22 protein-coding genes and 2 pseudogenes are annotated in these 24,141 nt (G+C 73.0%); 12 read left to right on the top strand and 12 right to left on the bottom strand.

The features are described from left to right. The coding region (locus ACIPXC_RS19565) for a transposase (protein WP_401619524.1) at positions 1-750 on the top strand (750 nt) is incomplete at its 5' end. Positions 751-870: 120 nt separating this feature from the next. Here ACIPXC_RS19565 and ACIPXC_RS19560 read toward each other — a convergent pair. Continuing rightward, positions 871-2,676 (bottom strand): galactose oxidase-like domain-containing protein, encoded by a 1,806-nt coding sequence (locus ACIPXC_RS19560; protein WP_401619521.1) that lies wholly within the window; start codon positions 2,674-2,676, stop codon positions 871-873. 272 nt (positions 2,677-2,948) lie between these two features. Here ACIPXC_RS19560 and ACIPXC_RS19555 point away from each other — a divergent pair, with 272 nt between their 5' ends. Beyond that, the gene (locus ACIPXC_RS19555) at positions 2,949-3,617 is read left to right on the top strand and encodes a DUF4360 domain-containing protein (RefSeq protein WP_401619519.1); all 669 of its coding nucleotides are present in this window, start codon (positions 2,949-2,951) and stop codon (positions 3,615-3,617) included. 101 nt (positions 3,618-3,718) lie between these two features. Here the strand turns inward: ACIPXC_RS19555 and ACIPXC_RS19550 are convergent, their stop codons facing one another. From ACIPXC_RS19550 to ACIPXC_RS19525, 6 genes are all read right to left on the bottom strand, one after another. Beyond that, the gene (locus ACIPXC_RS19550; RefSeq protein WP_401619516.1) at positions 3,719-4,762 is read right to left on the bottom strand and encodes a LacI family DNA-binding transcriptional regulator; all 1,044 of its coding nucleotides are present in this window, start codon (positions 4,760-4,762) and stop codon (positions 3,719-3,721) included. A gap of 214 nt (positions 4,763-4,976) precedes the next feature. Continuing rightward, positions 4,977-5,330: a PRC-barrel domain-containing protein gene (locus ACIPXC_RS19545; RefSeq protein ID WP_401619513.1), complete on the bottom strand. Its 354-nt coding sequence runs from the start codon at positions 5,328-5,330 to the stop codon at positions 4,977-4,979. Between the two features lie 289 nt (positions 5,331-5,619). Then, positions 5,620-6,216: a hypothetical protein gene (locus ACIPXC_RS19540; RefSeq protein ID WP_401619511.1), complete on the bottom strand. Its 597-nt coding sequence runs from the start codon at positions 6,214-6,216 to the stop codon at positions 5,620-5,622. A gap of 10 nt (positions 6,217-6,226) precedes the next feature. Beyond that, a complete protein-coding gene (locus ACIPXC_RS19535) occupies positions 6,227-6,487 on the bottom strand; it encodes a hypothetical protein (protein ID WP_401619508.1) in 261 nt (86 codons plus the stop codon). 161 nt (positions 6,488-6,648) lie between these two features. Continuing rightward, complete coding sequence (locus ACIPXC_RS19530; RefSeq protein WP_401619505.1) at positions 6,649-7,839, bottom strand: glutamate--cysteine ligase; 1,191 nt, start codon at positions 7,837-7,839, stop codon at positions 6,649-6,651. A 142-nt stretch (positions 7,840-7,981) separates the two neighbouring features. After that, positions 7,982-8,818 (bottom strand): class II glutamine amidotransferase, encoded by an 837-nt coding sequence (locus ACIPXC_RS19525; protein WP_386455958.1) that lies wholly within the window; start codon positions 8,816-8,818, stop codon positions 7,982-7,984. A 127-nt stretch (positions 8,819-8,945) separates the two neighbouring features. On the opposite strand from ACIPXC_RS19525, the gene ACIPXC_RS19520 reads away from it, so the two are divergent. Then, the gene (locus ACIPXC_RS19520) at positions 8,946-11,378 is read left to right on the top strand and encodes a SpoIIE family protein phosphatase (protein ID WP_401619501.1); all 2,433 of its coding nucleotides are present in this window, start codon (positions 8,946-8,948) and stop codon (positions 11,376-11,378) included. Positions 11,379-11,441: 63 nt separating this feature from the next. Here ACIPXC_RS19520 and ACIPXC_RS19515 read toward each other — a convergent pair whose 3' ends face one another. After that, positions 11,442-11,684, bottom strand: coding sequence for a hypothetical protein (locus tag ACIPXC_RS19515; protein WP_401619499.1), 243 nt, complete (start codon positions 11,682-11,684; stop codon positions 11,442-11,444). 52 nt (positions 11,685-11,736) lie between these two features. After that, positions 11,737-12,852 carry a CapA family protein gene (locus tag ACIPXC_RS19510; protein ID WP_401619496.1) on the bottom strand — a complete coding sequence of 372 codons (1,116 nt, stop codon included), beginning with the start codon at positions 12,850-12,852 and terminating at the stop codon, positions 11,737-11,739. Between the two features lie 159 nt (positions 12,853-13,011). On the opposite strand from ACIPXC_RS19510, the pseudogene ACIPXC_RS19505 reads away from it, so the two are divergent. Beyond that, positions 13,012-13,471 (top strand): annotated as a pseudogene (locus tag ACIPXC_RS19505) (DNA polymerase/3'-5' exonuclease PolX); the annotation flags it as partial. Between the two features lie 86 nt (positions 13,472-13,557). Here ACIPXC_RS19505 and ACIPXC_RS19500 read toward each other — a convergent pair. Further along, positions 13,558-14,979, bottom strand: coding sequence for a glycoside hydrolase family 16 protein (locus ACIPXC_RS19500; protein ID WP_401619490.1), 1,422 nt, complete (start codon positions 14,977-14,979; stop codon positions 13,558-13,560). Positions 14,980-15,271: 292 nt separating this feature from the next. On the opposite strand from ACIPXC_RS19500, the pseudogene ACIPXC_RS19495 reads away from it, so the two are divergent. From ACIPXC_RS19495 to ACIPXC_RS19485, 3 genes and pseudogenes are all read left to right on the top strand, one after another. Continuing rightward, positions 15,272-15,534: pseudogene (locus ACIPXC_RS19495) on the top strand (dienelactone hydrolase family protein); the annotation flags it as partial. A gap of 161 nt (positions 15,535-15,695) precedes the next feature. Continuing rightward, on the top strand, positions 15,696-16,247 hold the full coding sequence (locus ACIPXC_RS19490) for a MepB family protein (protein ID WP_401619488.1): 552 nt from the start codon (positions 15,696-15,698) through the stop codon (positions 16,245-16,247). Positions 16,248-16,288: 41 nt separating this feature from the next. Further along, positions 16,289-16,867, top strand: a complete 579-nt coding sequence (locus ACIPXC_RS19485; protein ID WP_401619485.1) for a GNAT family N-acetyltransferase — start codon at positions 16,289-16,291, stop codon at positions 16,865-16,867. A gap of 391 nt (positions 16,868-17,258) precedes the next feature. Here ACIPXC_RS19485 and ACIPXC_RS19480 read toward each other — a convergent pair whose 3' ends face one another. Next, complete coding sequence (locus ACIPXC_RS19480; RefSeq protein WP_030848328.1) at positions 17,259-17,477, bottom strand: hypothetical protein; 219 nt, start codon at positions 17,475-17,477, stop codon at positions 17,259-17,261. Positions 17,478-17,590: 113 nt separating this feature from the next. Between ACIPXC_RS19480 and ACIPXC_RS19475 the strand changes: the two genes are divergently transcribed. Then, positions 17,591-17,983, top strand: a complete 393-nt coding sequence (locus ACIPXC_RS19475; protein WP_401619481.1) for an acyl-CoA carboxylase epsilon subunit — start codon at positions 17,591-17,593, stop codon at positions 17,981-17,983. 50 nt (positions 17,984-18,033) lie between these two features. Here the strand turns inward: ACIPXC_RS19475 and ACIPXC_RS19470 are convergent, their stop codons facing one another. Next, on the bottom strand, positions 18,034-19,668 hold the full coding sequence (locus tag ACIPXC_RS19470; RefSeq protein ID WP_401619478.1) for an FAD-dependent oxidoreductase: 1,635 nt from the start codon (positions 19,666-19,668) through the stop codon (positions 18,034-18,036). A gap of 274 nt (positions 19,669-19,942) precedes the next feature. Here ACIPXC_RS19470 and ACIPXC_RS19465 point away from each other — a divergent pair, with 274 nt between their 5' ends. From ACIPXC_RS19465 to ACIPXC_RS19450, 4 genes are all read left to right on the top strand, one after another. After that, positions 19,943-21,040: a SchA/CurD-like domain-containing protein gene (locus ACIPXC_RS19465; protein WP_401619475.1), complete on the top strand. Its 1,098-nt coding sequence runs from the start codon at positions 19,943-19,945 to the stop codon at positions 21,038-21,040. 133 nt (positions 21,041-21,173) lie between these two features. Beyond that, complete coding sequence (locus ACIPXC_RS19460; RefSeq protein ID WP_030965476.1) at positions 21,174-21,617, top strand: cupin domain-containing protein; 444 nt, start codon at positions 21,174-21,176, stop codon at positions 21,615-21,617. Further along, entirely contained in the window at positions 21,614-22,885 is a 1,272-nt protein-coding gene (locus ACIPXC_RS19455) for a beta-ketoacyl-[acyl-carrier-protein] synthase family protein (RefSeq protein WP_401619472.1), read from the top strand. The genes ACIPXC_RS19460 and ACIPXC_RS19455 overlap by 4 nt, the downstream gene beginning before the upstream one ends. Then, a complete protein-coding gene (locus ACIPXC_RS19450; RefSeq protein ID WP_401619469.1) occupies positions 22,882-24,120 on the top strand; it encodes a beta-ketoacyl synthase N-terminal-like domain-containing protein in 1,239 nt (412 codons plus the stop codon). The genes ACIPXC_RS19455 and ACIPXC_RS19450 overlap by 4 nt, the downstream gene beginning before the upstream one ends. The last annotated feature ends 21 nt before the right edge of the window (positions 24,121-24,141 follow it).

The raw sequence follows: 24,141 nt of genomic DNA, 5'->3' as shown, positions 1-24,141 counted from the left end.
GCCCGGCACATCCACAAGAACCGGACCCGCCACCAGGAGGGCTTCCGCGCGCATGCCGCGTTCGAGCCCGAGGCGGGACTGTTCACCGAGGTCGCGCTCACCGCCGGCAGCGGAGCCGGCAACCACGAGGCCGCCGTCGCCCCAGACCTCCTCGCCGACGAGGACCAGGACCAGGAACTGACCGTCCTCGGTGACACCGCCTACGGAACCGGCGAACTCCGCCGGAGCCTCGAAGCCGACGGCCACACCCTCGTGCTCAAGCCGCCGCCCCTGCGGCAGGCCATCCCCGGCGGCTTCACGACCGACGATTTCCAGGTCGATACCCAGGCCGGGACCGTCACCTGCCCGGCCGGCCACACCAAAGCCCTCGGCCGCCCCCTCGCGGGCGGTAACCGCCAGGCCCAGTTCAAGAAACTCTGCCTCGACTGCCCTCTGCGCGAGCGCTGCACCAGGTCCAAGACCGGACGCGTCTTCAGCGTCCATCCCCAGTACGACCTCCTCAAAGCCGCCAGGGACCAGGCCGCCACCAGCCAGGAATGGCAGGACGAGTACCGCCGCTGGCGGCCACCCGTCGAACGCGCCATCGCCTGGCTCGTCGCCAAAGGCAACCGCCGCGTCCCCTACCGAGGCGTCCTCAAGAACAACACCTGGCTCCACAACCGGGCAGCCGCCCTCAACCTCCGCCGCCTCATCAACCTCGGACTCACCCACACCGGCACCACCTGGACCCTCACCCCCACCACCACATAGACCAAAGGGCCGCCCGGCCTACGGCCGGACAGCCCCCCAACAAGATCTTCATCAGCCTTCTAGGTGTAGGTGCCGGTCGAGCGGGTGGAGATCCCGGGACGGCACGGCCCGGGCGTCGGCTCAGCGGACGCCGAGCTTGATCCACTTCGCGGTGCTCGGCACGCCCTTCGCGTCGAGCAGGAAGAGCATGTAGTGGCCGGGCGGGGCGTCGGCCGCGCTCGGCGGGGTCCGCAGCCCGATCCTGTCGCCCTGGACGCCCGTCATCCGCAGGTCCAGGTGGCGCTGGCTGGTGTTCACCGAATGGGTGACGGTGGTCGGGGCGAGCAGGACGGCCCGCCGGGCGTCCTTCGCCGTCGAGCTGGACACCTGGAAGGCGGTGTCGTACCGCAGGTCGCCCGCCGGGACCCGGTCGAGCGCCGGCCGGGCACCCCGGTGCAGATAGGCGGGCTCGTAGAGCTCGATGCTGCCGTCCATCCCGTCCTCGATGTCGGGGTCGTTGGCGATCTGCTGGAGCTCGTCGCCGGTGACCATCATCCGGCCGTCGGGCAGGATCAGGGCGTTGGAGTGGTAGCCGCGGGGCAGCCGCTGGGCCGGTCCCAGCGTCCACCGGCCGCGCGCGTCGCGCAGTTCGATCTGCCGGTACTTCGGATCGGCCTTCGGGTTGAACGGGCCGTGTCCGTAGTCCCGGGTGTCCAGGGCGCCGTTCACGGTGAGCAGCGTGCCGTCCGGCAGGATCAGGGTGCCGTCCTGGGTGCGGCCGAACGCCCTGGACTCCTCGGCGGTCCAGCGCCCGCCGGACAGCCGGTACGTGTGCGGGTCGCGCGGATCGCCGCCGAGGACCAGGACGGAGTCCGGGCCCCGGAACCCGGCCGGCAGCGGCACGGCCGAGCCGTAACCCCGGAAGTCGGCGGGCCGTCGCGGCAGGTCCCGGCGTACGTCCTGGACCGGGTCGAAGAGCCACTGCTGGTCCGCGTCGCGACCGAGCCCGTAGATCATCCCGTCGCGCAGCGAGAAGAGGTGCGGGTAGTCGTTGCGGAAGGGCGCGTCCGAGCGGAGCCGCTCGGCGGGGACGTCGACCGGGATCTCGTACGGCCGCCAGGGCACGCGGTGTCCGAGCGCGGGGAAGCGCTCCACCACCGGGGTGGGGGTGCCCGTACCGCGCTCGGACTGTCCGGACATGATGACCTGCCGGCCGTCCGCGCCGGTCACGACGGACGGGTACCAGCGGCCGACCGCCATGTCGCGGTTGCGGAACCACTTCTCCGTCCACGGGTCGAAGACGAAGGACAGCCTGGCGCCGCTGCCGCCCTTGCCCCCGACGTTGCCGCCGAAGACCCCGACCATCCCGTTGGGCAGGTAGGAGTGCCCGGCGCAGAAGAACGGCGCAGGGCGGGGGAAGTGGGTGCCGTCGGGCACCAGCACCACCGGTGGCGGCACGTTCGTGAAGGCCCGCGCCCCGGTCCCCGCGGCGGGGTCCCACAACCACGCGCGGCCGGCGTTGGCCCGGCCCACGGTGTCCGTCGGCCCGGTCTCCTTCGTGGGGTCCGCCTCCACACGCTCGAAGGAGAACAGCAGCACCTTGCCCGTGGGCAGCAGGGCCACGTGGACCCCGAAGTCGGGGGAGGGGAAGAATCGTGTGAAGCGGCCGAACCGGGCCGCGTCGAAACCGGCGTTGGCCCTGCGCTGGGACTCCTCCAGGGCCGCCAGGCTCGCCGTCCGCCTCGACTGCGGGTACCCCTGGGCGCCCTGGGCGGCCCGGCGCAGCCCCGCATGGGTCCGGGCGTGGTCCTCGCCGAGCACGGCGGCCTCGTCGCCGGTGTGGTGGACCGCCGCCCGGGCCGGTGCGGGCGGCCCGGCCGCGGGGAGGGCCAGGGCGGCGGCGAGCGCCAGCACCGACAGGACGGCGGACCGCGAGGCGCGGGACATGGGACCGACTCCTCACCGCAGGAGAGCCCGGTGCCGAGGCCGGCTCCGGAACGCGCTGATGACCTGAAGGATCTTGGCGATATTAGGGCGAAGTGGAAGCCCGGGCCGGTGCGACCCGGCCCGACCGGGGCGTTCCCTGGGGTACTTGGGGCCGTTCGGCGGGTCTGAATGTGGTGGTTTATCGTTTCTGCGGTGAACCGTTTCGGCCGTCAAGGTGAGGGCGCGTACCCGTCGGCCCGACCCGCCGGCCGCCGACCGCTATCCATGTCGGTGTGATCAAGTCGCTCCGTACCGGATTCACCGCAGCCGCCGTGACCGCAACGCTCGTCACGCTCAGCCCCTCCGCCGGGGCCTCCCCCTCATCAGGGGCCTCCCCCTCCGCCCCCGCCGACCAGGTGACCGTGGACGTCGCCACGGTCAACGGATCGGGCTGCCGTCCCGGCAGCGCCACCGTCGCCGTGTCACCCGACAACTCGGCCTTCACCGTTACCTACAGCGAGTACGTGGCCCAGGCCGGTGGCGGCGCGCCCGCCGTCGAGGGCCGCAAGAACTGCCTGCTGTCCCTGGTCGTCCACGTCCCGCAGGGCTACACCTACGCCATCGCCAAGGCCGACTACCGCGGCTTCGGCAGCCTCCAGCCGGGCGCGATCGGCACCCAGAAGGCCAGCTACTACTTCCAGGGCATGAGCCAGACCGCCTACCGGACCCACCGGTTCGACGGCGCCCTCGACGACAACTGGCAGGCCACCGACACCACGGGCATCGAGGCCCTGGTCTGGTCCCCGTGCGGTGAGCAGCGCAACTTCAACATCAACACCGAACTGCGTGCGGAGGTCGGCACGTCCGATCCGTCGAGGACCAGCTTCATGGCGCTCGACTCGACGGACGGCAGCATCAACAGCGTGTACCACTTCTCCTGGAAGCAGTGCCCGCAGCGCTGACCGTGCCGGACCCGGGGCCCGCATCGGGCCCCGGCGCCCGCCCGGATTCCGGTCCGCCGGATTCCGGTCCGCCCGGGTTCCGCGCCGGGCCGTGTCCCGCGTCAGCCCGACGCTCGCTGCACCAGAGCCGTCTCGGTTATCACCGGGCCCGGTACGGTCCGGCCCTCACGGCCGTCGGCCAGCCGCTCCATCAGCAGCCGCGCCATCATCCGCCCCATGCCCTCGACGTCCTGACGCACCGTCGTCAACGGCGGGTCGGCGCTCTCCGCCACCGGTTCGGCATCGTCGAAGCCCACCACCGCCACCTCCCCGGGCACCGACCGGCCGCGCTCGCGCAGCACGCGCAGCGCACCGGTCGCCATCAGGTCGTTGCCGGCGAAGACCGCGTCGATCGAGGGGTCCCGGTCGAGCAGTTCGGCCATCGCGCGGGCACCTCCCGCCGCGGTGAAGTCCCCCACGGCGACCAGCTCGCGCCCGGCGGCCGGGATCACGTCGCGGTAGCCGCTCAGCCGATCGGCCGCCGAAGTCTGGTCGAGCGGGCCGCAGATGTGCGCGATCCGCCGCCGGCCCTGCGCCAGCAGGTGCCGTACGGCGTCCCGGGCGCCCCCGCGGTTGTCCGCGTCGACGTACGTGACCCTGTCGTCCCCGCCGGGCCCGGCGGTCCAGCCGGGCCGGCCGCCGTAGACCATGGGCATGCCCATGCGGGCAGCGATGGCGGGCAGCGGATCGTCCGTGTGGAGGGAGAAGGCGAGCGCCCCGTCGACGTGGCCGCCGGCCAGGTACCGCTCGATGCGGTCGTAGTCGCAGCGGTCCTCCACCAGCAGCAGCACCAGCTGGGTGTCGTGCGCGGTCAACTCCTTGCTGATGCCGCGTATCTGACGGGAGAAGAAGGGGTCCGAGAAGATCCGGGCCTCGGGCTCGGGGATGATCACCGCGACGGCACCGGTGCGCCGGGTGACCAGCGTCCGCGCCGCATGGTTGGGGATGTATCCCAGCTCCTGGATCGCCGTCTGCACCCGGTCCGCCAGATGCGGGCGGACGCCCTCGCCGCCGTTGACCACGCGGGAGACCGTGGCCCTCGACACGCCCGCGAGCGCCGCGACGGCCTCCAGGGTGGGACGGCTGCCGGAACGCGGTTCGGGCACGTGATTTCCTCCATGATCAACAGGCGGTCGCCTCGCCGAACAGAAGGGTAACGGGTGATCAACGCAGGGTGTGAGGTCGGGAGGGGAGCGGGGTGTGCTCCGGCGGCGCGGCCTCCACCGGGAACCCCTCACCCGCGTCGGCCGTGATCCGCGTGGTGAGGTACCGAGCGCGCGCGTACTCCCGGCCGGGACCCGCGTACCTCACGGGCGCCCCTCACATGTGGGACTGGCCGTAGTAGTGGCCGAACCGGTCCATGAAGTTCGGTTCGCCGGCGTACTTGGCCTCGTCGTAGTCGGGTGCGTTCCTGATCTGCTCCTTGGTCAGGTTGAGGTAGACCTTCTCCTCGGCCGCGTCGATGCGGTCGACGGTGCCCGCCGGGAGCAGGACGTGCTTGCCGAAGATCCAGACGCCTGTGTCGACGACGATGTGGGAGGCCCGGAAGTCCGCCGAGTGCTTGTCCACCTTCCCGATGTGGCCGTCGGTCGCCTCGACCCTGTAGCCGACGAGATCGATGCCGCTGTGGTGGCCGGAGCCTTCGTGGTATCCCCAGATGTCCTTCTCGTTCACGGCTCTCGCCTCTCTCGTGGCTGTACGTGTGCCTGCGCCTGCCGCCCGCCCCGGTGGCCGGACGGGAGTGGCACTCGGGCGCCTCCCCGCACATGTCCGGTTCACGCCCAGGATGCCGGAGCGGCCACGTTCCCGCGCGGGCCCCTCGCCCCGGTGGCCGACCCGCCCCCGGAACCGGCGTCCGCCCGCCGCCTCGCGCGGTTCCGGGGACTCGCCCGAAGCGGCGCAGCGGTGCAGCGGTGCGGCGGTGCGGCGGGGCAGGGGGCAGGGGGTGAGGCCCTCGTGCCGGTCAGGTCGGGCCCGTCCCGGGCAGACCGCGCAGACCGCGGCGCCGCACGGCCTGCGCCGCATGGGGTGTCGCGGCCCGGCCGCGGGCCTCACGCGCGAAGAGCTGCGAAGCGCAGGCGCTGCGCATGGCCTCCAGGGCGCGGATCTGCTGCTCCGCCCGCTGGATCAGCTCCTCGATCAGGGCGGTGTCGATGCGGGGGTCGGTGCGGGCCAGGCTCCGCAGCGTACGCCAGCAGGCCGCCTTGCCCTCGACGCCCAGGCGCATCGCTTCGAGTTCCAGTACGTCGCTGAGCGGGGAGCGGGACACGGTCCGTCCGTTGAGCTTCAGCCTGCCCACCTTCTCGGCGAGCCGGCCGAGAGCGGCCCTGGTCCTCATCACGGGAACGTCGAGATCGGCCAGGGTGCGCAGGGTCAGCCGGTCCTGCGCCACCTGCTCGGCCAGCGATTCCAGGGAGGTGCCGAGGACCCCGCCCCGGTGTGCGCCGGCGGCCCTGCGGAGCATCTCGACGCCGCCGTTCGCACCGGTCAGGTGGTCGTTGAGGTAGATGGCCAGGAAGCCGGGGGCGCGGCCCGTGGCCGGCCGGTGGCTCCGGTGCACGCCGGCCTCCTCAAGTCGACCGGCGGGGGCCGGCGGGCCGTTCGTCGTCCGGACCCGTCCACCGGGTGCCCCGGCCGGGTCCGTCGGATTCCAGGGGCCGGTCGAGTCGGCTGGCCTCGTCGGTGTCCGCGGCCCGAGTGGTCCCGTCGGCCCGCGTGGTCCCGTCGTCCCGCCGGGGCCTTCCGGCCCGTTGCCCGGGGTGCGGGGCCCGGCGCCGGCCTTCGTCGTCGTGGTGCAGCGGTACTCCTCCTGCGCCGCCCTGGTCGTCCATGACAGCTCCTTTCGTGTCCCCCGGGGCCTTCTCCCGTCCTCTCCCGTCCTCTCGCTGTCCACTCGGGGCCCGGAGATCCCCTTTCCCGGCACGTGCCCGGCCGGGGTGAGCGGAAACCTGGGGCCCTCGTACGAGGGACCGGTCCCGCCCCGGTCCGGTCCTCACGCGGACGCCGTCGTCCTCGCCAGGTCGTCGACCACGTCACTCAGCCGCCCGCGCCGGACATGGGCGGCCCGCTGACGGGCCGCCCCGCCCCCCTCCGCGCGCAGCCGGTCGAGCAGGGTGTCCACCAGCCGCAGGTCACCGGCCGCGGCCAGCCCGGGAGCGGCCCGCTCGCGCAGCCGGTCCAGCATGTCCCACACGGGTACGTGAGCCCCGGCGACCGGGTCGAGGCCCTCACCGCCGCACAGCCCGTGCAGGGCCGCCAGCCGATGGGCCTCCCGCAGCCGCCCGCACTCCAGGAACGGTGGCGGCCGGCCCTCGTCGCGCTCCGGCAGCAGCACCCCCGCGAGCCCGCGGACGAGCGCCGCGAGCAGTACGACGGTGTCGAGGCGGGCGTTCACGTCGGCGACGCGGATCTCCAGCGTCGGGACGTGCTCGGACGGACGGGCGTACCAGTAGATCATCCGCCGGTCCAGCAGGGCACCGCACCGCACCAGGTCGTGGGCCATGCGTTCGTACGAGGCCTCGTCGAGGAAGGGAGCGGGTCCCACGGTGGGCCAGCGGGCGTGTTCGACCGCCCGCCAGCTGGCATGCCCGGTGTCCCGGCCCCGGTCGAAGGGGGAATTGGCGCTGAGGGCCTGCAGGGTGGGCAGCCAGGGCCGCAGCCGGTTGGCCAGGTCCAGGGCCTGCGCCCGGGAGGACACGCCTATGTGGACGTGGCAGCCGCACACGGGCTGGTCGTGGCCCGCTATGGCGGAGGCGAAGCGGACCTCCATCCGCCGGTACCGTTCGTCCGGCGTGACGCTGAGCGGACCCTCCGGCGGGATCACGGGAGTACCGGTCCCGATGAGCAGGCAGTCCGCCGCGTCCGCCGCCCGGACCAGCTCGGCCCGCAGCCAGGCCAGCTCGGCCCGCAGCACGGCCGTGCTCGACGTGGGGCTCGTGCACGACTCGACCTGCGCGGTGAAGAACTCCGGCTGGACCAGTGGTCCGAGCTTGCCCGCAGCCGCCTCGATGACACGGGCCGCCCGGCCCACCGGGGCCCGGGTGCGGCGGTCGACGAGCAGGAACTCCTCCTCCACGCCCATGGTCGGCACGGTGGCCGCGGCGGACCCGCCGCTTCCCGGCCGGAGGGGCGCGAGGGTCCGGCTGCCGCGGTGGGGCGCCGACGTGGACACGGCCAGTGACATCGGGGTCCTTCCGGGTGGGGGTGGGCGCCGCCGGCAACCGGTGGACACCGGTTCGGCCGAGGCGGTGGTGCCGTCCTTCCAGGCCCTCCCCAGAGCTCCACCTACCCGCCGCATCGCCCCCCACTCAGGGGTACGGCCGCGGCTAGAACTCCGGAATGAAGGGGAGGTAGTCCACGTCCGGTCCGGACGGGACGACTGCGTAGCTGCTCTCGGGGAGTTCGTTCCACACGCCCGGCAGGTCACCCAGCGGCTCGGAGACCACGATCCGGGTCTCGTCGGAGACCTCCCTCAGATAGTCGATCTCCGGATAGAGGTGCCGGACCGTGTCGGCCCGGCTGCTGTAGTAGAGCGACCGGGACCTGCCCTGGCTGGAGTACCGGAACGCCCACACGCGCTCGCCGTCGCTCACCGCCACCGTCATCTGGAGCGGCTCGGCCACGCCGTGCTCCTTGCCCAGTCGCTCCACGAGCCCCGCCATCCTGGCCACAGCACCCGGAACGTCCTGGTCGAGCCCGTAGGTGACCGCGAGGTAGAACATCACCTCGGAGTCCGTGGACCCCTCGATGCACGGGAACAGGGCCGGGTCGACGGCCATGCACAGGTCGCGCTGGAGCCGGTTGAAGTCCCCGATCGCCCCGTTGTGCATCCACAGCCAGCGGCCGTGGCGGAACGGGTGGCAGTTCGTCTGCTGGATCGCCGATCCGGTCGAGGCCCTGACGTGCGCGAAGAACAGCGGCGAGCGGACGTGCGCCGCGAGCTCCTGGAGGTTGCGGTTGTTCCAGGCCGGGCCGATGTCACGGAAGACCGCGGGTGTCCCGTTGCCGTCCGCGCTGTACCAGCCGAGGCCGAAACCGTCGCCGTTGGTCGATTCCACACCCAGCCGCGACTTGAGGCTCTGGTTGATCAGCGAGTGCTCGGGGCGGTAGAGCACGGTGTCGAGCAGGACGGGCGTACCCGAGTAGGCGAGCCACCGACACATGCGCACCATCCCTTTCACGGCCTGCTCCGAGGGTAACTCCGCGGGCCGCCCCCTTCCCGCGGGCGCACGGCGCCCCGGGCCCACCGGCCGGGCGCGTACCCGGGTACCGCCGTGGCATCCTCAAGCTATGACGCACCACGTCGTGCTTCCCGACGAAGGTGCCTCGCCCGAGGTGCTGGCGTTGGCCAAGGTGGTGGCCAGGCTGCGGTCGGAGATCGCCGACCTGGAGGGCATCGCCGCGGCCACGGCCGTGCTGGAGCGCGCCAAGGGCGTCCTGATGGCCCAGACGGGAATCTCCGCCGACGCCGCCTACGAGAAGCTGCTCGAACGCGCCGCCCGGCGGGACAGGACCCTGATGGAGGAGTGCTGGCTCGCTCTGGGCCAGATCCGCTCCGAGCGGCCCCCCGCACCCCTGACCGACCCGTCCCCGTCGCCCGCCCCCGCCCAGGACCGGGCCCGGCAGCAGCCCGACGTCGGCTCCGCGGGCCCGTGCGACGGCCCGCCCGACGACGACGGGCTGCGCCCGCTGCCGGCCCGGATCGCGGAATGCCTGGCCGAGGCGGGCGACGAGGGGGACGTCGCGGAGCTGCTGCGGGCCGTACTGGCCGAAGCGGTCGGAGTGGACGCCGTCATGATCTACACCGTCACCGCAGCGGGCAGCCTGGAACTGGCCGGACACGCCGGCATCGACGAAGAGCTGGCCGACCAGTGGAGCCACGTGCCGCCGCTCAGCGGGGTCGCCGCCCTCGAAGCGATCGCCGCACGGCACGCGGTCTGGCTGGAGGATCCGGTGGCGGACGCACGCCGCTACCTGCTGATCGGCAACCCGCCCGAGCGGTGGCCCTCGCGGGCCTGGATCCCCGTACCGTCCGAGGGACCCGCCAGGACCGCCGTGGGGTTCCTGCGCACCCGGCCCGGCGCCTTCGCACCCGCCACGCGGACGCTGCTGCACCAGGCCGTACGGCTGTGCGGCGCGCTGCTGCGCGCCTTCGACAGGACCGCCGGCGCCGAGGACGGGGCCGCGATCGCCCCCGACGCCGTGGAACAGGCCCAGCGGATCCTCGACGTGATCTCCGGGCCCGCCGTGCTGCTCACTCCGCTGCGTTCCACCGCCGGGGAGATCGAGGACTACCGGATCGACGCCGCCGCGCCCGACTCGGTCGACGTGGCCGGCCGCCGGGGCAAGGAACTCATCGGGCGGAAGGTCCTGGAGACCTACCCCACCGTGGCCGGCACCGCGCTGTGGGAGGGCTACCGGGACACGCTCGCCACCGGCGCGGTGTACGAGGGCGAGCCCTTCCGGTACCAGGAGGTGGGCGCCGGATTCCCCCAGGAATCGGTGTACTCCGTCCGTGCCGCGCGCCTCGGAGAACGCCTCGTCGTCTCCTGGATCCGGCACGACACCAGCGAACGCGAACTGCGCAGGCTGGCCGACATGCAGCGGCTGGGCAACCTCGGCTGGGCCGGGTGGCAGCTGACGACGGACCGGGTCACCTGGTCCGACCAGGTCTACGCCATCTTCGACCGCGAGGCCGCCCTGGGGCCCATCGGCCTGGAGGAACTGCCCCGCCACGTGCTGCCGGAGGACCAGCCGAGGCTCGCCGCCGCGGTCCGACGGCTGCTGAGGCTCGGGAACGCCGTGGACCAGCCCTTCCGGATCACCACCTCGGGCGGCGTACGACACCTGCGGATCGTCGTGGAGGCGCAGACCGACGCCAACGGCACCCCGGTCGAGGTGCACGGGTTCTTCCAGGACGTCACCGCCCTGCGCGACGCCGAACTCGCCCTGCGTGAGAGCGAGCGGGCCGTCCTCCTCCAGCGCGGCATGCTCCAGGCCGAACGCGCCCTCGCCGCCCGGCTCCAGGCCACCCTGCTGCCCATCCCCGAACAGTCCCTGGAACTCGCCGGCCTGTGCGTCGGCGTGGCCTGCATCCCCGCCGACAGCGGGGTCAACGTCGGCGGCGACTGGTACAGCGCCATCGAACTGCCCGACAAGAGCGCGCTCTTCGTCGTCGGAGACGTGGCCGGCCACGGACTCGCGGCCGTCGGCACCATGGCGCAGCTGCGGTTCACCGCCAAGGGCATGACCATCACCGGATCGGCCCTCGTCGACGTCCTGCGCCGCCTCAACAACCTCCTGCTCCACACGGATGCGGAGCCGTCCGCCACGGCGACGATGTTCATCGGCCGCTACCAGCCGGAGGAGCGGCGCCTGACCTGGGCGAGGGCCGGGCACCTGCCGCCACTGCTGATCCGCGACGGCCGGGGGAGGTTCCTGCCGCAGCCCGACGGCTGCCTCCTGGGCGCCGCCCGCGACTCCGCCTACGGACAGGCCGTCATCGATCTCCTGCCGGGCGACCGCCTGTTGCTCTACACCGACGGGCTCGTGGAGGAGCCCGGCGAGGACATCGACCTCGGGCTGGACCGGCTCGCCCAGGACACCGTACGGCTCCTGCGGGACGGCCTCGACGAGGAACTCGCCCGCACGCTGGCCGGGCGGCGCCTGGCCAACCGGGACGACATCTGCGTCCTGGACATCCATGTGCCGGACGAGGCCTGACCTCGTCCGGCACAGGCACCCGGGGATGGGCGGGATGGGCGGATGCCCGGCCGGGCCGCCGGTTCAGGTCTTGAGAAGGCGGTTGAAGAACGAGCGGTAGTGCCGCAGCGCCACCCGCAGATCCTCCGCCGAAATCTGCTCACCGCGGCCCCACTGCCCCTCCAGCCCCTGCTTGCGCGTGGAGAGGCCGCCGGCCAGGTCCTGCATGACCTCCGCCACCAGGGTGTCCGCCGACCGCACGGCCTCCTGCGGGTCGTCGACGAAGCGGCTCTGGATGTCACTCCACTGCCTCGGTCTGTGTGCCACGCGGCTGCCCGCGCTGTCATCGGCCGAACCAGGACGCGTCCTGCGCGATCGCTCACCCGGCCGTGTGGACGGTGAGCGTGTCCAGCGGGGTACGGGACACCGAGGTGCCGAACGCACGGCCGGCGCGGGTGAGTACCTCGCCGAGCCGGTCGGTGTCCGCGCGCGAGGCGCGGCGCAGCCGCATCCGGTGGGCCTGCAGGGGGACCAGGCACGCGTCGTGGAGGATTCCGGTGTCCGGCTCCAGGCGGAGGAGGTACAGCAGCCGCAGGTCGTCCCGGTACCGCTCGTGTCCGCCGATCCCCTCGTAGTCGTCGATCAGATCGCCGCAGCCGTAGAGGACCGGATGCCCCCGGTACACCTCGATCGGGCGCGGATGGTGCGAGGAATGCCCGTGGACGACGTCCGCGCCGCCGTCGACGAGGGCGTGCGCGAAGCGGACCTGCTCGCGGGGGACGGCGTAACCCCAGTTGGAACCCCAGTGGACGGAGACGACCGCGAGGTCGCCGGACCGTTTCGCACGCCGGATGCGGCCGGTCACCTCGGCCGCGTCCCCCTCCGAGGACTCCTCGACGAGGGCGACACCGCTCCGGTCGGCCCCGGCCGCCCAGTCGTGGGGGATCCCGCTCGACGCCGAACCGAGGGCGTGGACCAGCACGCGCCGGCCTCCGGGGAGGGGGACCACCGCGGGCCGCCGCGCCGTGTCGAGGTCGCGGCCCGCACCCGCCGTCCGCAGCCCGGCGGCGGAGAGCACGTCGAGGGTCTCGGCCAGGCCGCGCCGCCCGTAGTCCATGACGTGGTTGTTGGCGAGGACGCAGACGTCGGGGCGGGCGACGGCCAGCGCGGGAACGTTGGCGGGGTGCATCCGGTAGTGGACCGCCTTACCGGGCGCGAGGTCGCCGCTCACGGTGACGGAGGTCTCCAGATTGACGATCCGGGCATCCGGGGCGGCCGCGTCCAGGACCGGCAGGGCCTCGCCCCACGGCCACGCGTACGGCACCCGGCGCGGGACGGCACCGTTCGCCGTCTCCGCCAGCTCGACGTAGGTGCGGGCATCACGGACGTACGCCTCCGGCAGCGCGGGGTCACCGGGGTGCGGGAGGATCTGGTCCACGCCGCGGCCGAGCATCACGTCACCGGCGAGGAACAGCGTCACGTACGCACCGTCCACCCCTCCAGGCTATGCCCCGTCCACCCTCGGGCCGCACGTTCGTCCGGGGTGCCCGCCCCGGGCCTGAGGGGCACCCTGGAGGCATGGCCCGAGCCAACGACCAGGTCGAGGCGATGCTCCAGGAGTACGCGGACCTCATCGCGATCCGGGGCGGGGAGGTGGCCCGACGAGTTCCTCGCCGGCTTCGACCTCTGCGTGGCCCCGGTGCACTCGCACTCCAACCAGAGCAGGCGCGACCTGACCCGCCGTCTCATCCGAGCCTGCGAGAACCCGTACGTCGCCGTCATCGGCCGTCCGACGACCCGCCGCATCGGCAGACGCCCGGGCATCGAGGCCGACTTCGACGCGGTCTTCGAGGCCTGCGCGCGGGCCGGCACCGCCCCTGGAGATCAACGCCCACCCCGAGCGGCTCGACCGGTGCGGCGAGGACTTCCTGCGGGCGAAGCGGTACGGCGTGAAGTGCGCGGTGAACTCCGGCGCCCGCGCCGCCACGCATCCGACCTGTATGCGCTACGGGGTGGGGACGGCGCAGCGCGGCTGGCTTACGGCGGACGACGTCATCAACGCGTGGCCGCTGACGAGACTGCGAGGCTTCCTGGCCGGGAAGACCGCCGCCTGACGCGGGCGCGCACCGTGGTGCGCGCCCGCGGTGGGGCTGTGGCGGGGCTGTGGCGGGGCCGGGGCTGCGCCGGGGCTGCGCCGGGCTCAGTGACCGAAGTCGAACCAGTTGACGTTCACGAAGTCCGCCGGCTGGCCGCTGGTGAAGGTCAGGTAGACGTCGTGCGTGCCCGTGACCGCGGTGATGTTCGCCGGTACCGTGCGCCAGCTCTGCCAACCGCCGGTGTTCGCGACGGAGAAGCTCCCGATCGGGGGCGAGGTCCTGCTGTCGAGCCGTACCTCGACGAGCCCGCTCACCCCGCCGGCGGCGCCGCTCGCGACCCGGCCGTGGAACTGCGTCGCCGGGGCGGAGCCGAAGTTCACGCCCCGGAACAGGGCCCAGTCGCCGTTGCCGAGGGCTGCGAGGTTCCGGCCGCCGCCCGTGTCCGTGGAGGCCTCCGTCGCCGTGCCCGACTGGCCGTCGTACGACTCGGCCTCGATCGCGGCGTACGCGTCGCGGTTGCCGGCCGGCGGGGTCGTGGGCGGTGTGGTCGGGGGAGTGGTGGGCGGGGTCGTGCTGCCGGTCGACCGCTGGACCGACACGTAGTCGACGACCATGGCGTGGCCCGGCTCGGTACCGGCGTCGGGCCCGCCTCCGAAGGCGTCCGGGAAGCCGCCGCCCATCGCGACGTTCAGGATGATGAAGTAGCCGTGGTTCGTGGCGTTGGTCCAGGTCGTCGCGTCCACCTGATCGGCCCGAACGGTGTGGTAGTTGAGCCCGTCGACGTAGAAGCGCATCTGCTCGACGGCGGTCGAGCGGTCCCACTCGACCGCGTAGGTGTGGAAGCCGGCCTGGCAGGTGGCCCCGGGGCAGACGCGCTGGCCGCCGATGCCGGACGTCTCGTTGCAGGGGCCGCCGGGGCTGGTGCCGCAGTGCACGGTGGCCCAGACGGTGTTGAGGCCCTGGACGTTCTCCATGATGTCGATCTCGCCGATGCCCGGCCAGTTCCACCAGTTGCCGCGGTAGGGGGTGCCGAGCATCCAGAAGGCGGGCCAGTAGCCCTTGGCCGCGGGGCCGGTGATGTCCGGCATCCGGATGCGGGCCTCGGTGCGCAGGGTGCCGCCCGCGGGGGGCTGGAAGTCGCCGCGCCGGGTCTCGACGCGGCCGGACGTCCACCGGCCGGCGGAGTCCCGCCGGGGCGTGATGCGCAGGTGTCCGGCGCCGTCGAGGGAGACGTTGGCGGGGTCGGCGGTCATCGTCTCGATCTCGCCGGTACCGAAGTTGGCGGGGCCGCCGGGGTAGCTGGTGCCGGTGGTGTACTGCCAGTCGGCGGTGTCCACGCCGGAGCCGGCGGGCCCGTCGAACTCGTCCAGGAACACCTGGGACCAGCCCGCGGGGGTGGGGGGAGCGGCGGCGTTCGCGGGCAGCACGACGCCGGTGGCGGCCGCCGCCACCAGGGCCGTGGTACCGATCGCGGCCAGTGCGGCCCGTCGTAAGGTCGCTCGTTTCCTGCCGGATGTGTCGCGCATGGGTGCCCTCTCTGAAGCGCGCGGCGAGGCGCGGGGTGGGGGGATACGGAGCTGGGTCCACCGTTCTGGGAGCGCTCTCAGAACGGTGGCTACTGTGCTCCGGACCGGCGGGACCGTCAACCCTGCCCCCGCGGGGAGCGCGGCGGTTCACGGCTCGCGCGTGTCCCGGCTGTCCCGCTGGGCGCTGATGGCGGGGTGGGGGGCAGCTCGGAGGTGCGTACGGTGTCGCCCGGCCGCCAGGCGGACAGCGTCCCGGAGACGGACTGCGGTCCGCCGGAAGTGAACACCCGTGGCGGAACGTATTCGCTGCCCGGTGTGGGCCGGAGTCGGTTCGGAAGATCCGATCATGCCGCCTGCGCAACGGGAGGCCTTCACTGCCGAGATGCAGGCCGCAGGCGTCGACTGGCGACTCACGGTCTACGGCGGATCCCTGCACGCCTTCCACCGCCCGCCGGTCGACCACGCCGCGCCCCCCCCCGTGTCGGCCACCACGCGCGGCGCGCCTGGCGCGACATCGTCGACCTGCTCGCCGAGTGCCTACCCGTGACGCAGTGATGTGGTCGGCACCTGACGCTCACTGATGCCCGCCGTCCTCGTCCTCCTCCAGTCCCGAGGTGGGAGATCTCCTGGCGGGCCACGCAGCCGGCCCGTCGGCTCGGGGTTGCGTGGACGTGGCGTGATTCGTTCAGGAGTTCGGAGTCTGGCAGGATGTCCGTATGGCTGTGGAATGTGAACCCTGGCAGGGCGAGCCGCGGATCCCCGGTGACCTGTTGCGGGCGAAGGAGCTGGTGTACGACCCGGCCGGGTTCACCTGCTCGCGCCCGGTGCCCGAGGCGGAGAGCGCCGACTACGGGGCGTGCGGCTTCACCCTGGACGGCCTGTCGGTCAGGTTCCGGGTGGCCAGGACGACCCCGACGAAGGCCGGCCAGTTCGTCACGGTGTGGAAAAGGTCCGCGGGCGGGCCGATCCAGCCCTTCGACGCCGCGGATCCCGTCGACCTGTTCGTCATCAGCACCCGCGAGGGCGAGCGGTTCGGGCAGTTCGTGTTCCCGCGGGACGTGCTGCGCGAGAGGGGCGTCGTGTCGACGAACGGCTCCGGCGGCAAGCGCGCGTTCCGTGTCTATCCGCCGTGGGTGACCACCACCAGTCGTCAGGCGGACGCCACGCAGGCCTGGCAGGCGGACCACTTCCTCCGGTTGTCCGGGGACGGGCCGGTCGACATCGCCCGTGCGCACGCGCTGTGTCACCCCGGGGAGGGCAGCCCTTAATGCGTTGTCGCCGACAGCCGCGCTGAGGGAGCATCCGGTGCATGGAAGAGCCCGCCGAGAGTTTCCGTTCAGACCGGGTCGACCTGCGCCGGTGGCGCATGAGCGACCTCGACGCCCTGGAACGGGCTATCCACGAATCGCTGGACCAGCTCGTGCCGTGGATGCCCTGGGCCGCCGACCCCGGCAGGCGGCAGACCGCCGCGTTCCTCACCCGGGTCGATGAGGAGTGGGAGACCGGGCGGACCTTCGCCTACGCGATCACCCTGGACGCCGAAGTGATCGGCGGCTGCAGTCTCATGCGCCGTATCGGGCCGGGCGGCCTCGAGATCGGCTACTGGCTCCACTCCGCCCGGACCGGACAGGGCCTGGTCACCATGGCCGTCGCGGGCCTCGTCGGCCAGGGCTTCCGGCTGGCGGGCATCGACCGCGTCGAGATCCACCACGACCTCGCCAACCACGCCAGCGGGGCGGTGGCGCGGCGCCTGGGATTCACCGAGCTTGAGCGCGTACCGGCGCCCGAAGGCCCGCTCACCCCCGGCGAGTCGGGGATCGACGTCATCTGGGTGATGACGGCGGACCAGTGGAGGACGAGGAAGGCGGGGACCCGCCGGACGAGCTGACCGCCGGCGCCGTTCCCGGGGCGCCGGGACGGGGCCCGCAGGCCCAAACCTTTCCGCGTGCCGCCGGACCCGTGTGCGCGGCGCTCGACGCCGCCGGACCCACCCGCGCCGGGCAGCGCCTGCGCGCCGGCATCGGTGCACTGCACGCCCTGCTGCCCGACGAGGCCGCCCTCCAGCAGCAGCGGGCGGCGACGCCGGACCTGCGCAAACGGGACGACGAACGCCAGGAGCTCGTACAGGACCTGAGTGACGCCCAGGCCTGGCTGGACGAAGCACCTCAGCGCCGTACGGAGCTCCGCGCACGCATCGAGGCCGCACGCACCGCAGCAGTCCGCCGCGGTGAGGTCCGCGGCGGACGGGTACTCACCCGTGCGGCCCAACGCGCCCCGGTTCAGCGCCGTGGGCCCAGGACCTCCTCGGCGCCGGGCAGGTCGTGGACGCAGACGCCCCTGCCGGTCAGCGGCAGCAGGCCGGCGAGCGGGCACGACACGGGCATCTCGTGGTCGACCTCCCACTGGCCGACCTTGTTCCCGCCCGTGTGGTCCGTCGTGCAGACGGCGTACAGATGGCCGGCGCAGCCCCGGCAGAGCAGGGGCTGGTGGCCGCTCACGGCCACCCCGCCGGGTGCCGAAGTCCCGGCGTGCCGCGTCCGCCGGGCGCTTGTACCGTCGGTCGCGACAGGGGTCCCCAGGATCCGGCAGGACCCCACAGGCCGGTTCGCGCATGCGGAACACGTCCCGTCGGCGCGCCGAGCCACCCGTGTGCCGCCCGCGTCGACGCCGAGCCGGTCAGGCCCTCGCGACGCGACAGGGCGCACGCGCAGCCCCCGTGAGAGAGGCCGTGCCGATGTCGAACGATGTTCCGATAGCGAGCCTGCTGCGTGTGGAGAGGGGCGTTGCCGCCCCCGAGGAACTGGCCGCGATCGCGGTCGTTGTCGCGTGTTACGCGAACCGGACCGCCCTCGACCGTGACCGTGACCGTGACCGTGGCGGTGACGGTGGCGGTGGCGGTGGCGCGACGGGCGGCGCCGGGAGGGTGGCCGGCGGCGGTTCCGGCCGCCGCCGTACCGCCCGGCCCGACGCCGACTGCTGGGCAGGTTGCTGGACCTGCCGCTGAACCCCGTCCGCCGGCCGCGCGCACGGCCGGCGGACGGGGGGAGTGGGCGGTCACGCCCGGCGCAGCACCGTCGAGAGGACCTCCCGCAGCGCCGCCGGGGGATCGGCCACCGCACCCTCCGCGCGCCAGGCCACGAACCCGTCCGGGCGTACGAGCACGGCGCCGTCGGCAGCCAGCCGGTGGACCTCGGTCCAGGGGGCACCGCCCGCCGGGACCAGGTCGGCATCCGGCGCGGAGCCGATCGTGTAGGCCTCCAGCCGTACCTCCAGCTCCCGGGCCACCTGTTCCGCGGCCGCCCGCCACGGCGTACCCGCGCCGCTGAGCAGCACGAAGGAGGTCTCGTACAGGTCCAGGGTGGAGATCCGCTCACCGGCCCTGGTCAGCCACATGTGCGGGGCCCGGGTCCCGGTGTCGCCCATCGACTGCATCGTCTCCGGGATGACGGGCCGCCCCGGGGCGGCGCCGACGAGCGCCCCCTGCGGATAGCAGTAGGCCATCGCCGTGGTGAGGACACCGCTGCCCGGTCCGCCGCCCATGGTGGGCGGAGGCGCGTATCCGGGGTGGCTGTGTTCGGCCGAACGGGCGGACGCCCGCTCACTCGTGGCCCTGGCCACCGGAAGCCGCTCGGCCTGATAGGTGTCGAGCAGTTCGATGCCCGCCGACCCGTCCAGTACCGCGGCGATCTTCCACGCCAGGTTGTGCGCGTCCTGGATACCGGTGTTGGAGCCGAAGGCCCCGGTGGGCGACATCTCGTGGGCGGCGTCCCCGGCCAGGAACACCCGACCGGACGCATACCGCTCCGCCACCCGTTCGGCCGCGTGCCACGGCGCCTTGCCGCCGATCTCCACGTCCAGGTCGGGTACACCGACCGCCTCGCGGATCTGGTCCACGCACCGCTCGTCGGTGAAGTCCTCCAGGGTTTCGCCCTGGTCGGGGTGCCAGGGGGCGTGGAAGACCCACTGGGTGTCGTTGTCCACCGGCAGCAGCGCCCCGTCGGCGCCCGGCCGCATCAGGTAGCAGACGATGAAGCGCAGGTCGCCCAGCACCTTCACCAGCCGCTCCGAGCGGAAGGTGACGCTGACGTTGTGGAACAGCTCGCCGTTACCCGTCTGGGGGATCCGCAGCTGTTCGCGGACGGGGCTGCGCGGCCCGTCCGCCGCGATCAGGAAGTCCGCCCGCACCGTGATGTGCTCGCCCGTCGTGCGGTCCTTCACCACGGCGTTCACCCCGGTGGAGTCCTGGTCGAAGCTCATCAGCTCGTTGCCGAAGCGGATGTCGGCGCCCTGCGCGCGGCTCTGTTCGGCCAGCACCGGCTCGATGTTGTTCTGGCTGCACAGGCACCACTGCGTCGGGCTGAAACGCGCCAGTGCGCCGGACGGGTCGATCGACTTGATCAGCCAGTTGTGGTCGGCGGTGTCGGTCAGCGACCGCGCCTGCAGGATGCCCTGAATGCCCTCCAGTACGGACGCCGCCCGGCGGATCGCGTGTTCCGCCCCTGCTGTGCGGTACAGCTCCATCGTCCGGGCGTTGATGCCACGGCCACGCGGGTGCGGGGAGGTACCGGAGTGCTTCTCGACCAGCAGGTGCCTCACTCCGTGGCGGCTCAGGAACAGCGAGGTGGACAGGCCCACGAGGGAGCCGCCCACGACGAGAACCGGTACGCGAACATCGGCGTTGTCTTCCATCAGCTGCGGGCTCCTGTTTTCTGTGTGGGGGAGTGGACTCTTTATGCCCCCGATCCGGGATGAGGCCCAGTTGATTCGCCGGTTGTCACCCGCTTGATCCCGACATGTAGCGGTACGCCCCTACCCGGATGACGATGAGCGACAGCGGCTCCCCCGGGACGCGCCGGCCCGTCCTTCCCCGGCGAGGCGGCCGCCGGCCCGGGCGGACGCCACCGGTGACGGACGAGGGGTCCGTACGCGATGGATCTCCACCCCCTCATGAAGGAGTGAGTAGATGACAACCACCCTGTCCGAACGGGTGTCGCAGTCAGCCTTCGACGGCTCCATGCTCCGGGTCGTCCTTCTGATGGATCTCCACGAGGGGACCCAGCAGCGGTTCTTCGAGGCGTACGAAAAGCTCCGCAACGACATCGCGTCGGTCCCGGGCCACATCAGCGACCAGCTGTGCCAGTCCTTCGAGAACCCCTCGCAGTGGCTGATCACGAGCGAGTGGGAGAGCGCCCCGCAGTACCTCGCCTGGGTCAACAGCGAGCACCACGCCGAACAGGTCCGGCCGCTCGGCGCATGTGCGCGCTCCATGCGCCCGCTGAAGTTCACCGTCCTGCGCGAGACCGGCCGGGGCTACGACCAGGCGTCCCGCCCGTCCACGGCGCGCCTGCAGTCCACGCCCCGCCTGGGCGCCGGGATCGTGCGCCACGCCCTCACGTTCACCGTGAAGCCCGGCAGCGAGAAGGACGTCGCGGCCATCCTCTCCAGCTACGCCTCACCGGCGGCCCGCGTCGACGACCACACCCGCCTGTGCCGTACCTCGCTGTTCATGCACGGCAACCGGGTGGTGCGCACGGTCGAGGTCCAGGGCGACCTGATGGCGGCCCTGCGGCACGTCTCGGAACAGCCCGAGGTGCGCGCCGTCGAGGAGGCCATCAACCCCTACCTCGAACAGGACCGGGACCTCGGCGACCCGGAATCGGCCCGCATGTTCTTCATGCGCGCCGCCGTCCCGGCCGTCCACCACATCGCCGCACCCGAGCCCGAGTCGCCCGAGGTGCAGCGGCACGCCGTCCTCTACCCGGCCAGGCCCGGCTGCGGCCAGGCGCTCGCCAGGTTCCTCGCCGGTCAGGACGAGGCGGCCGCGCGCCGGCCCGAGAGCCCCGTCCGGAGCAGCAGCATCTTCCAGCGCGACGACATCGTCGTCCGGCTGATCGACGTGCGCGGCCCGCTGGAGACCGACCCCGAGACCGTCTACGGCATCTCGGGCCGCCGCAAGGCCGCGGTGCTCGACCGCCTGACGGTCGCGCCCGGCGGGCGGAGCCGCGGCGCGCACCACACCATGGACCTGATCACCGACCGCCGGGCACCCGCGCAGTCCTGATCCCTCCCGGGGCCGACCGCTGCGGCCCCGCCCCCATCCCCGTCCCGACCCCATCCCCGTCCCGACCCCACCCCGGACCCCCGACCCCCCGATCTCCGTCGAGGCTCTCCCCACACGCCAGGAGGCATCCACCATGACCCAACAGCGCCCACGCATCGTGGACCTGAGCGAGACGCCGCCCAACCGCCGCCGCGGCGGCGACCTGAGGGCCGTGCTCACCCCGACGTCGGTGGGCTCGACCAGCGGCTTCATGGGCCTGGCCATCATGGCCCCCGGAGAGTCGATCGCCGAGCACTACCACCCGTACTCCGAGGAGTTCGTGTACGTCGTCAGCGGCCGGCTGGAGGTCGACCTCGACGGGGAGCCCCACCCGCTGCGCACCGACCAGGGACTCCTGGTCCCCCTGAACACCCGGCACCGCTTCCGCAACGTCGGGGACACCGAAGCCCGCATGGTCTTCCACCTCGGCCCCCTCGCCCCGCGCCCCGAACTGGGCCACGTGGACACCGAGCAGGCCCCGAACCCGGAGGGAACCGCATGGGAGCAGCCGCCGGACCGTACCGGAGCGGTCTCGTGACCCGCCGGCGCGTGGCCGTCACCGGAGTGGGCGTCGTCGCGCCCGGTGGCATCGGCGTCCAGGACTTCTGGGACCTGCTGGCCAACGGGCGTACGGCGACCCGGGGCATCAGCCTCTTCGACCCCACAGGTTTCCGCTCCCGGATAGCCGCCGAGGTCGACTTCGACCCCGCCGCGCACGGCCTCGACGACGAGGAGGCCGCCCGTGCGGACCGGTACATCCAGTTCGCCCTGGTCGCCGCCCGCGAGGCGGTGCGTGACGCCGGACTCGACCTCACCTCGGACGAGGCCTGGCGGACCGGTGTCTCCCTCGGCACCGCCGTCGGCGGCACCACCCGTCTGGAGCACGACTACGTCGCCGTGAGCCAGTCCGGCTCCTGGTGGGACGTCGACCACAAGCTGGCCGGCCGGCACCTGCACCGGGCGTTCACGCCGGCCACCCTCGCCTCCGCCGTCGCGGAGGAGACGGGAGCCCGCGGCCCCGTCCAGACCGTCTCCACCGGCTGCACCTCGGGGCTCGACGCCATCGGGTACGCCGTGCACGCCATCGCGGAGGGCCGGATGGACGTGTGCATCGCCGGAGCCTCGGACTCCCCGATATCGCCGATCACGGTGGCCTGCTTCGACGCCATCAAGGCGACCTCCCCGAACAACGACGACCCGGCCCACGCCTCCCGGCCGTTCGACGCCGACCGGGACGGCTTCGTCCTCGGCGAAGGCGGCGCCGTCCTCGTGCTCGAAGAGCTGGAACACGCCCGCGCCCGCGGCGCGACCGTCTACTGCGAGATCGGCGGCTACGCCACCTTCGGCAACGCCCACCACATGACCGGGCTGACCACCGAGGGCCTGGAGATGGCCCGGGCCATCGAAACCGCCCTCGCCCAGGCCGGGCTCGCCGCGGACGAGATCGACTACGTCAACGCGCACGGTTCGGGCACCAAGCAGAACGACCGCCACGAGACCGCGGCGGTCAAGAAGGTCCTGGGCGACCACGCCTACCGGACGCCGATGACCTCCATCAAGTCCATGGTGGGTCACTCTCTCGGCGCCATCGGGGCCATAGAACTCGCGGCCTGCGTCCTCGCCATGGTCCACCAGGTGGTGCCGCCGACCGCCAACTACGAGACGCCCGACCCCGAATGCGACCTGGACTACGTGCCCAAGGTCGCCCGGGACCGGGAACTGCGCAGCGTGCTCTCCGTGGGCAGCGGCTTCGGCGGCTTCCAGTCCGCCGTGGTCATGACCCGGCCGAAGGAGGAGGTCTCGTGACCAGCCGTACGGTCATCACGGGCATCGGGGTCGTCGCCCCCAACGGCGTCGGCGCCGACGCCTTCTGGAAGGCGACCCAGTCCGGTCAGAGCGTGCTGGACCGCGTCACCCGGGCGGGCTGCGAACACCTGCCGCTGCGCGTCGCGGGCGAGGTACGGGGCTTCGACCCGGGCTCCCTGGTCGAGGACAAGTTCCTCGTCCAGACCGACCGGTTCACCCACCACGCCCTCGCCGCGGCCGACCTCGCCCTGGAGGACGCCCGGCTCGGCCGGGCCGACTACGAGAGCGACCCCTTCGCCTTCGGTGTCGTCACCGCCGCCGGTTCCGGCGGGGGTGAGTTCGGCCAGCGCGAACTGCAGCACCTGTGGGAACAGGGCCCGCGTTTCGTCGGCCCGTACCAGTCGATTGCCTGGTTCTACGCCGCGAGCACCGGCCAGATCTCCATCCGCCGAGGGCTGAAGGGACCCTGCGGGGTCGTCTGCAGCGACGAGGCGGGCGGGCTCGACGCCTTCGCGCACGCCGACCGGGCGATCCGCCGGGGCAGCCGGGCCATGCTGGTCGGAGCGACGGAGGCGCCCCTGGCTCCGTACTCCATCGTCTGCCAGCTGGAGTACGAGGGACTGAGCACGCGGGACGACCCGGAACGCGCCTACCGCCCCTTCACCGACCAGGCCTGCGGCTACGTCCCCGCCGAGGGCGGCGCGATGTTCGTCGTCGAGGACGAGGCCGAAGCCCGCCGGCGCGGCGCCACCGTACGCGCCGTCCTGGCAGGCCACGCCGCGACCTTCAGCGGCACCCGGCGGCCGGACGAGGCCGGCGAGGGGCTGGCCCAGGCGGTCCGCGGCGCACTCCGGGAAGCCGGATGCGCCCCCGAGGACATCGACGTCGTCTTCGCCGACGCCCTCGGCACCCCGGCGGCCGACGCGGCAGAGGCGGCCGCGATCGTCCGCTCCCTGGGCGACCACGGACGGAAGGTGCCGGTCACGGCACCCAAGTCCGGTACCGGCCGGGCATACTGCGCGGCGCCCGCCCTCGACACCGCTGCCGCGGTCCTGGCGCTGGAGCACGGCGTCGTCCCGCCGACCCCGAACGTCTACGACGTGTGCCACGACCTCGACGTGGTGACGGGCAGAGCCCGGCAGGCGGAACTGCGCACCGCGCTCGTGCTCAGCCGCGGCCGGATGGGATCGAACTCCGCGCTCGTCGTCCGCAAGGGCTCCCCGGCGGCCCCGTAGTCCGCCGGGCCCGAGCGGCCC

This window comes from Streptomyces sp. NPDC090021 (assembly GCF_044748225.1).
Classification (GTDB): Bacteria; Actinomycetota; Actinomycetes; order Streptomycetales; family Streptomycetaceae; genus Streptomyces.
This window is presented reverse-complemented; position numbering and strand designations above follow the sequence as displayed.

What these genes read in the sequence shown, in the direction of transcription:
- ACIPXC_RS19560 (WP_401619521.1), bottom strand. Translation starts at nt 2,676, where the DNA reads ATGTCCCGCGCCTCGCGGTCCGCCGTCCTGTCGGTGCTGGCGCTCGCC.
- ACIPXC_RS19535 (WP_401619508.1), bottom strand. Translation starts at nt 6,487, where the DNA reads ATGGACGACCAGGGCGGCGCAGGAGGAGTACCGCTGCACCACGACGAC.
- ACIPXC_RS19530 (WP_401619505.1), bottom strand. Translation starts at nt 7,839, where the DNA reads ATGTCACTGGCCGTGTCCACGTCGGCGCCCCACCGCGGCAGCCGGACC.
- ACIPXC_RS19525 (WP_386455958.1), bottom strand. Translation starts at nt 8,818, where the DNA reads ATGTGTCGGTGGCTCGCCTACTCGGGTACGCCCGTCCTGCTCGACACC.
- ACIPXC_RS19520 (WP_401619501.1), top strand. Translation starts at nt 8,946, where the DNA reads ATGACGCACCACGTCGTGCTTCCCGACGAAGGTGCCTCGCCCGAGGTG.
- ACIPXC_RS19500 (WP_401619490.1), bottom strand. Translation starts at nt 14,979, where the DNA reads ATGCGCGACACATCCGGCAGGAAACGAGCGACCTTACGACGGGCCGCA.
- ACIPXC_RS19490 (WP_401619488.1), top strand. Translation starts at nt 15,696, where the DNA reads ATGGCTGTGGAATGTGAACCCTGGCAGGGCGAGCCGCGGATCCCCGGT.
- ACIPXC_RS19485 (WP_401619485.1), top strand. Translation starts at nt 16,289, where the DNA reads ATGGAAGAGCCCGCCGAGAGTTTCCGTTCAGACCGGGTCGACCTGCGC.
- ACIPXC_RS19475 (WP_401619481.1), top strand. Translation starts at nt 17,591, where the DNA reads ATGCGGAACACGTCCCGTCGGCGCGCCGAGCCACCCGTGTGCCGCCCG.
- ACIPXC_RS19470 (WP_401619478.1), bottom strand. Translation starts at nt 19,668, where the DNA reads ATGGAAGACAACGCCGATGTTCGCGTACCGGTTCTCGTCGTGGGCGGC.
- ACIPXC_RS19465 (WP_401619475.1), top strand. Translation starts at nt 19,943, where the DNA reads ATGACAACCACCCTGTCCGAACGGGTGTCGCAGTCAGCCTTCGACGGC.
- ACIPXC_RS19460 (WP_030965476.1), top strand. Translation starts at nt 21,174, where the DNA reads ATGACCCAACAGCGCCCACGCATCGTGGACCTGAGCGAGACGCCGCCC.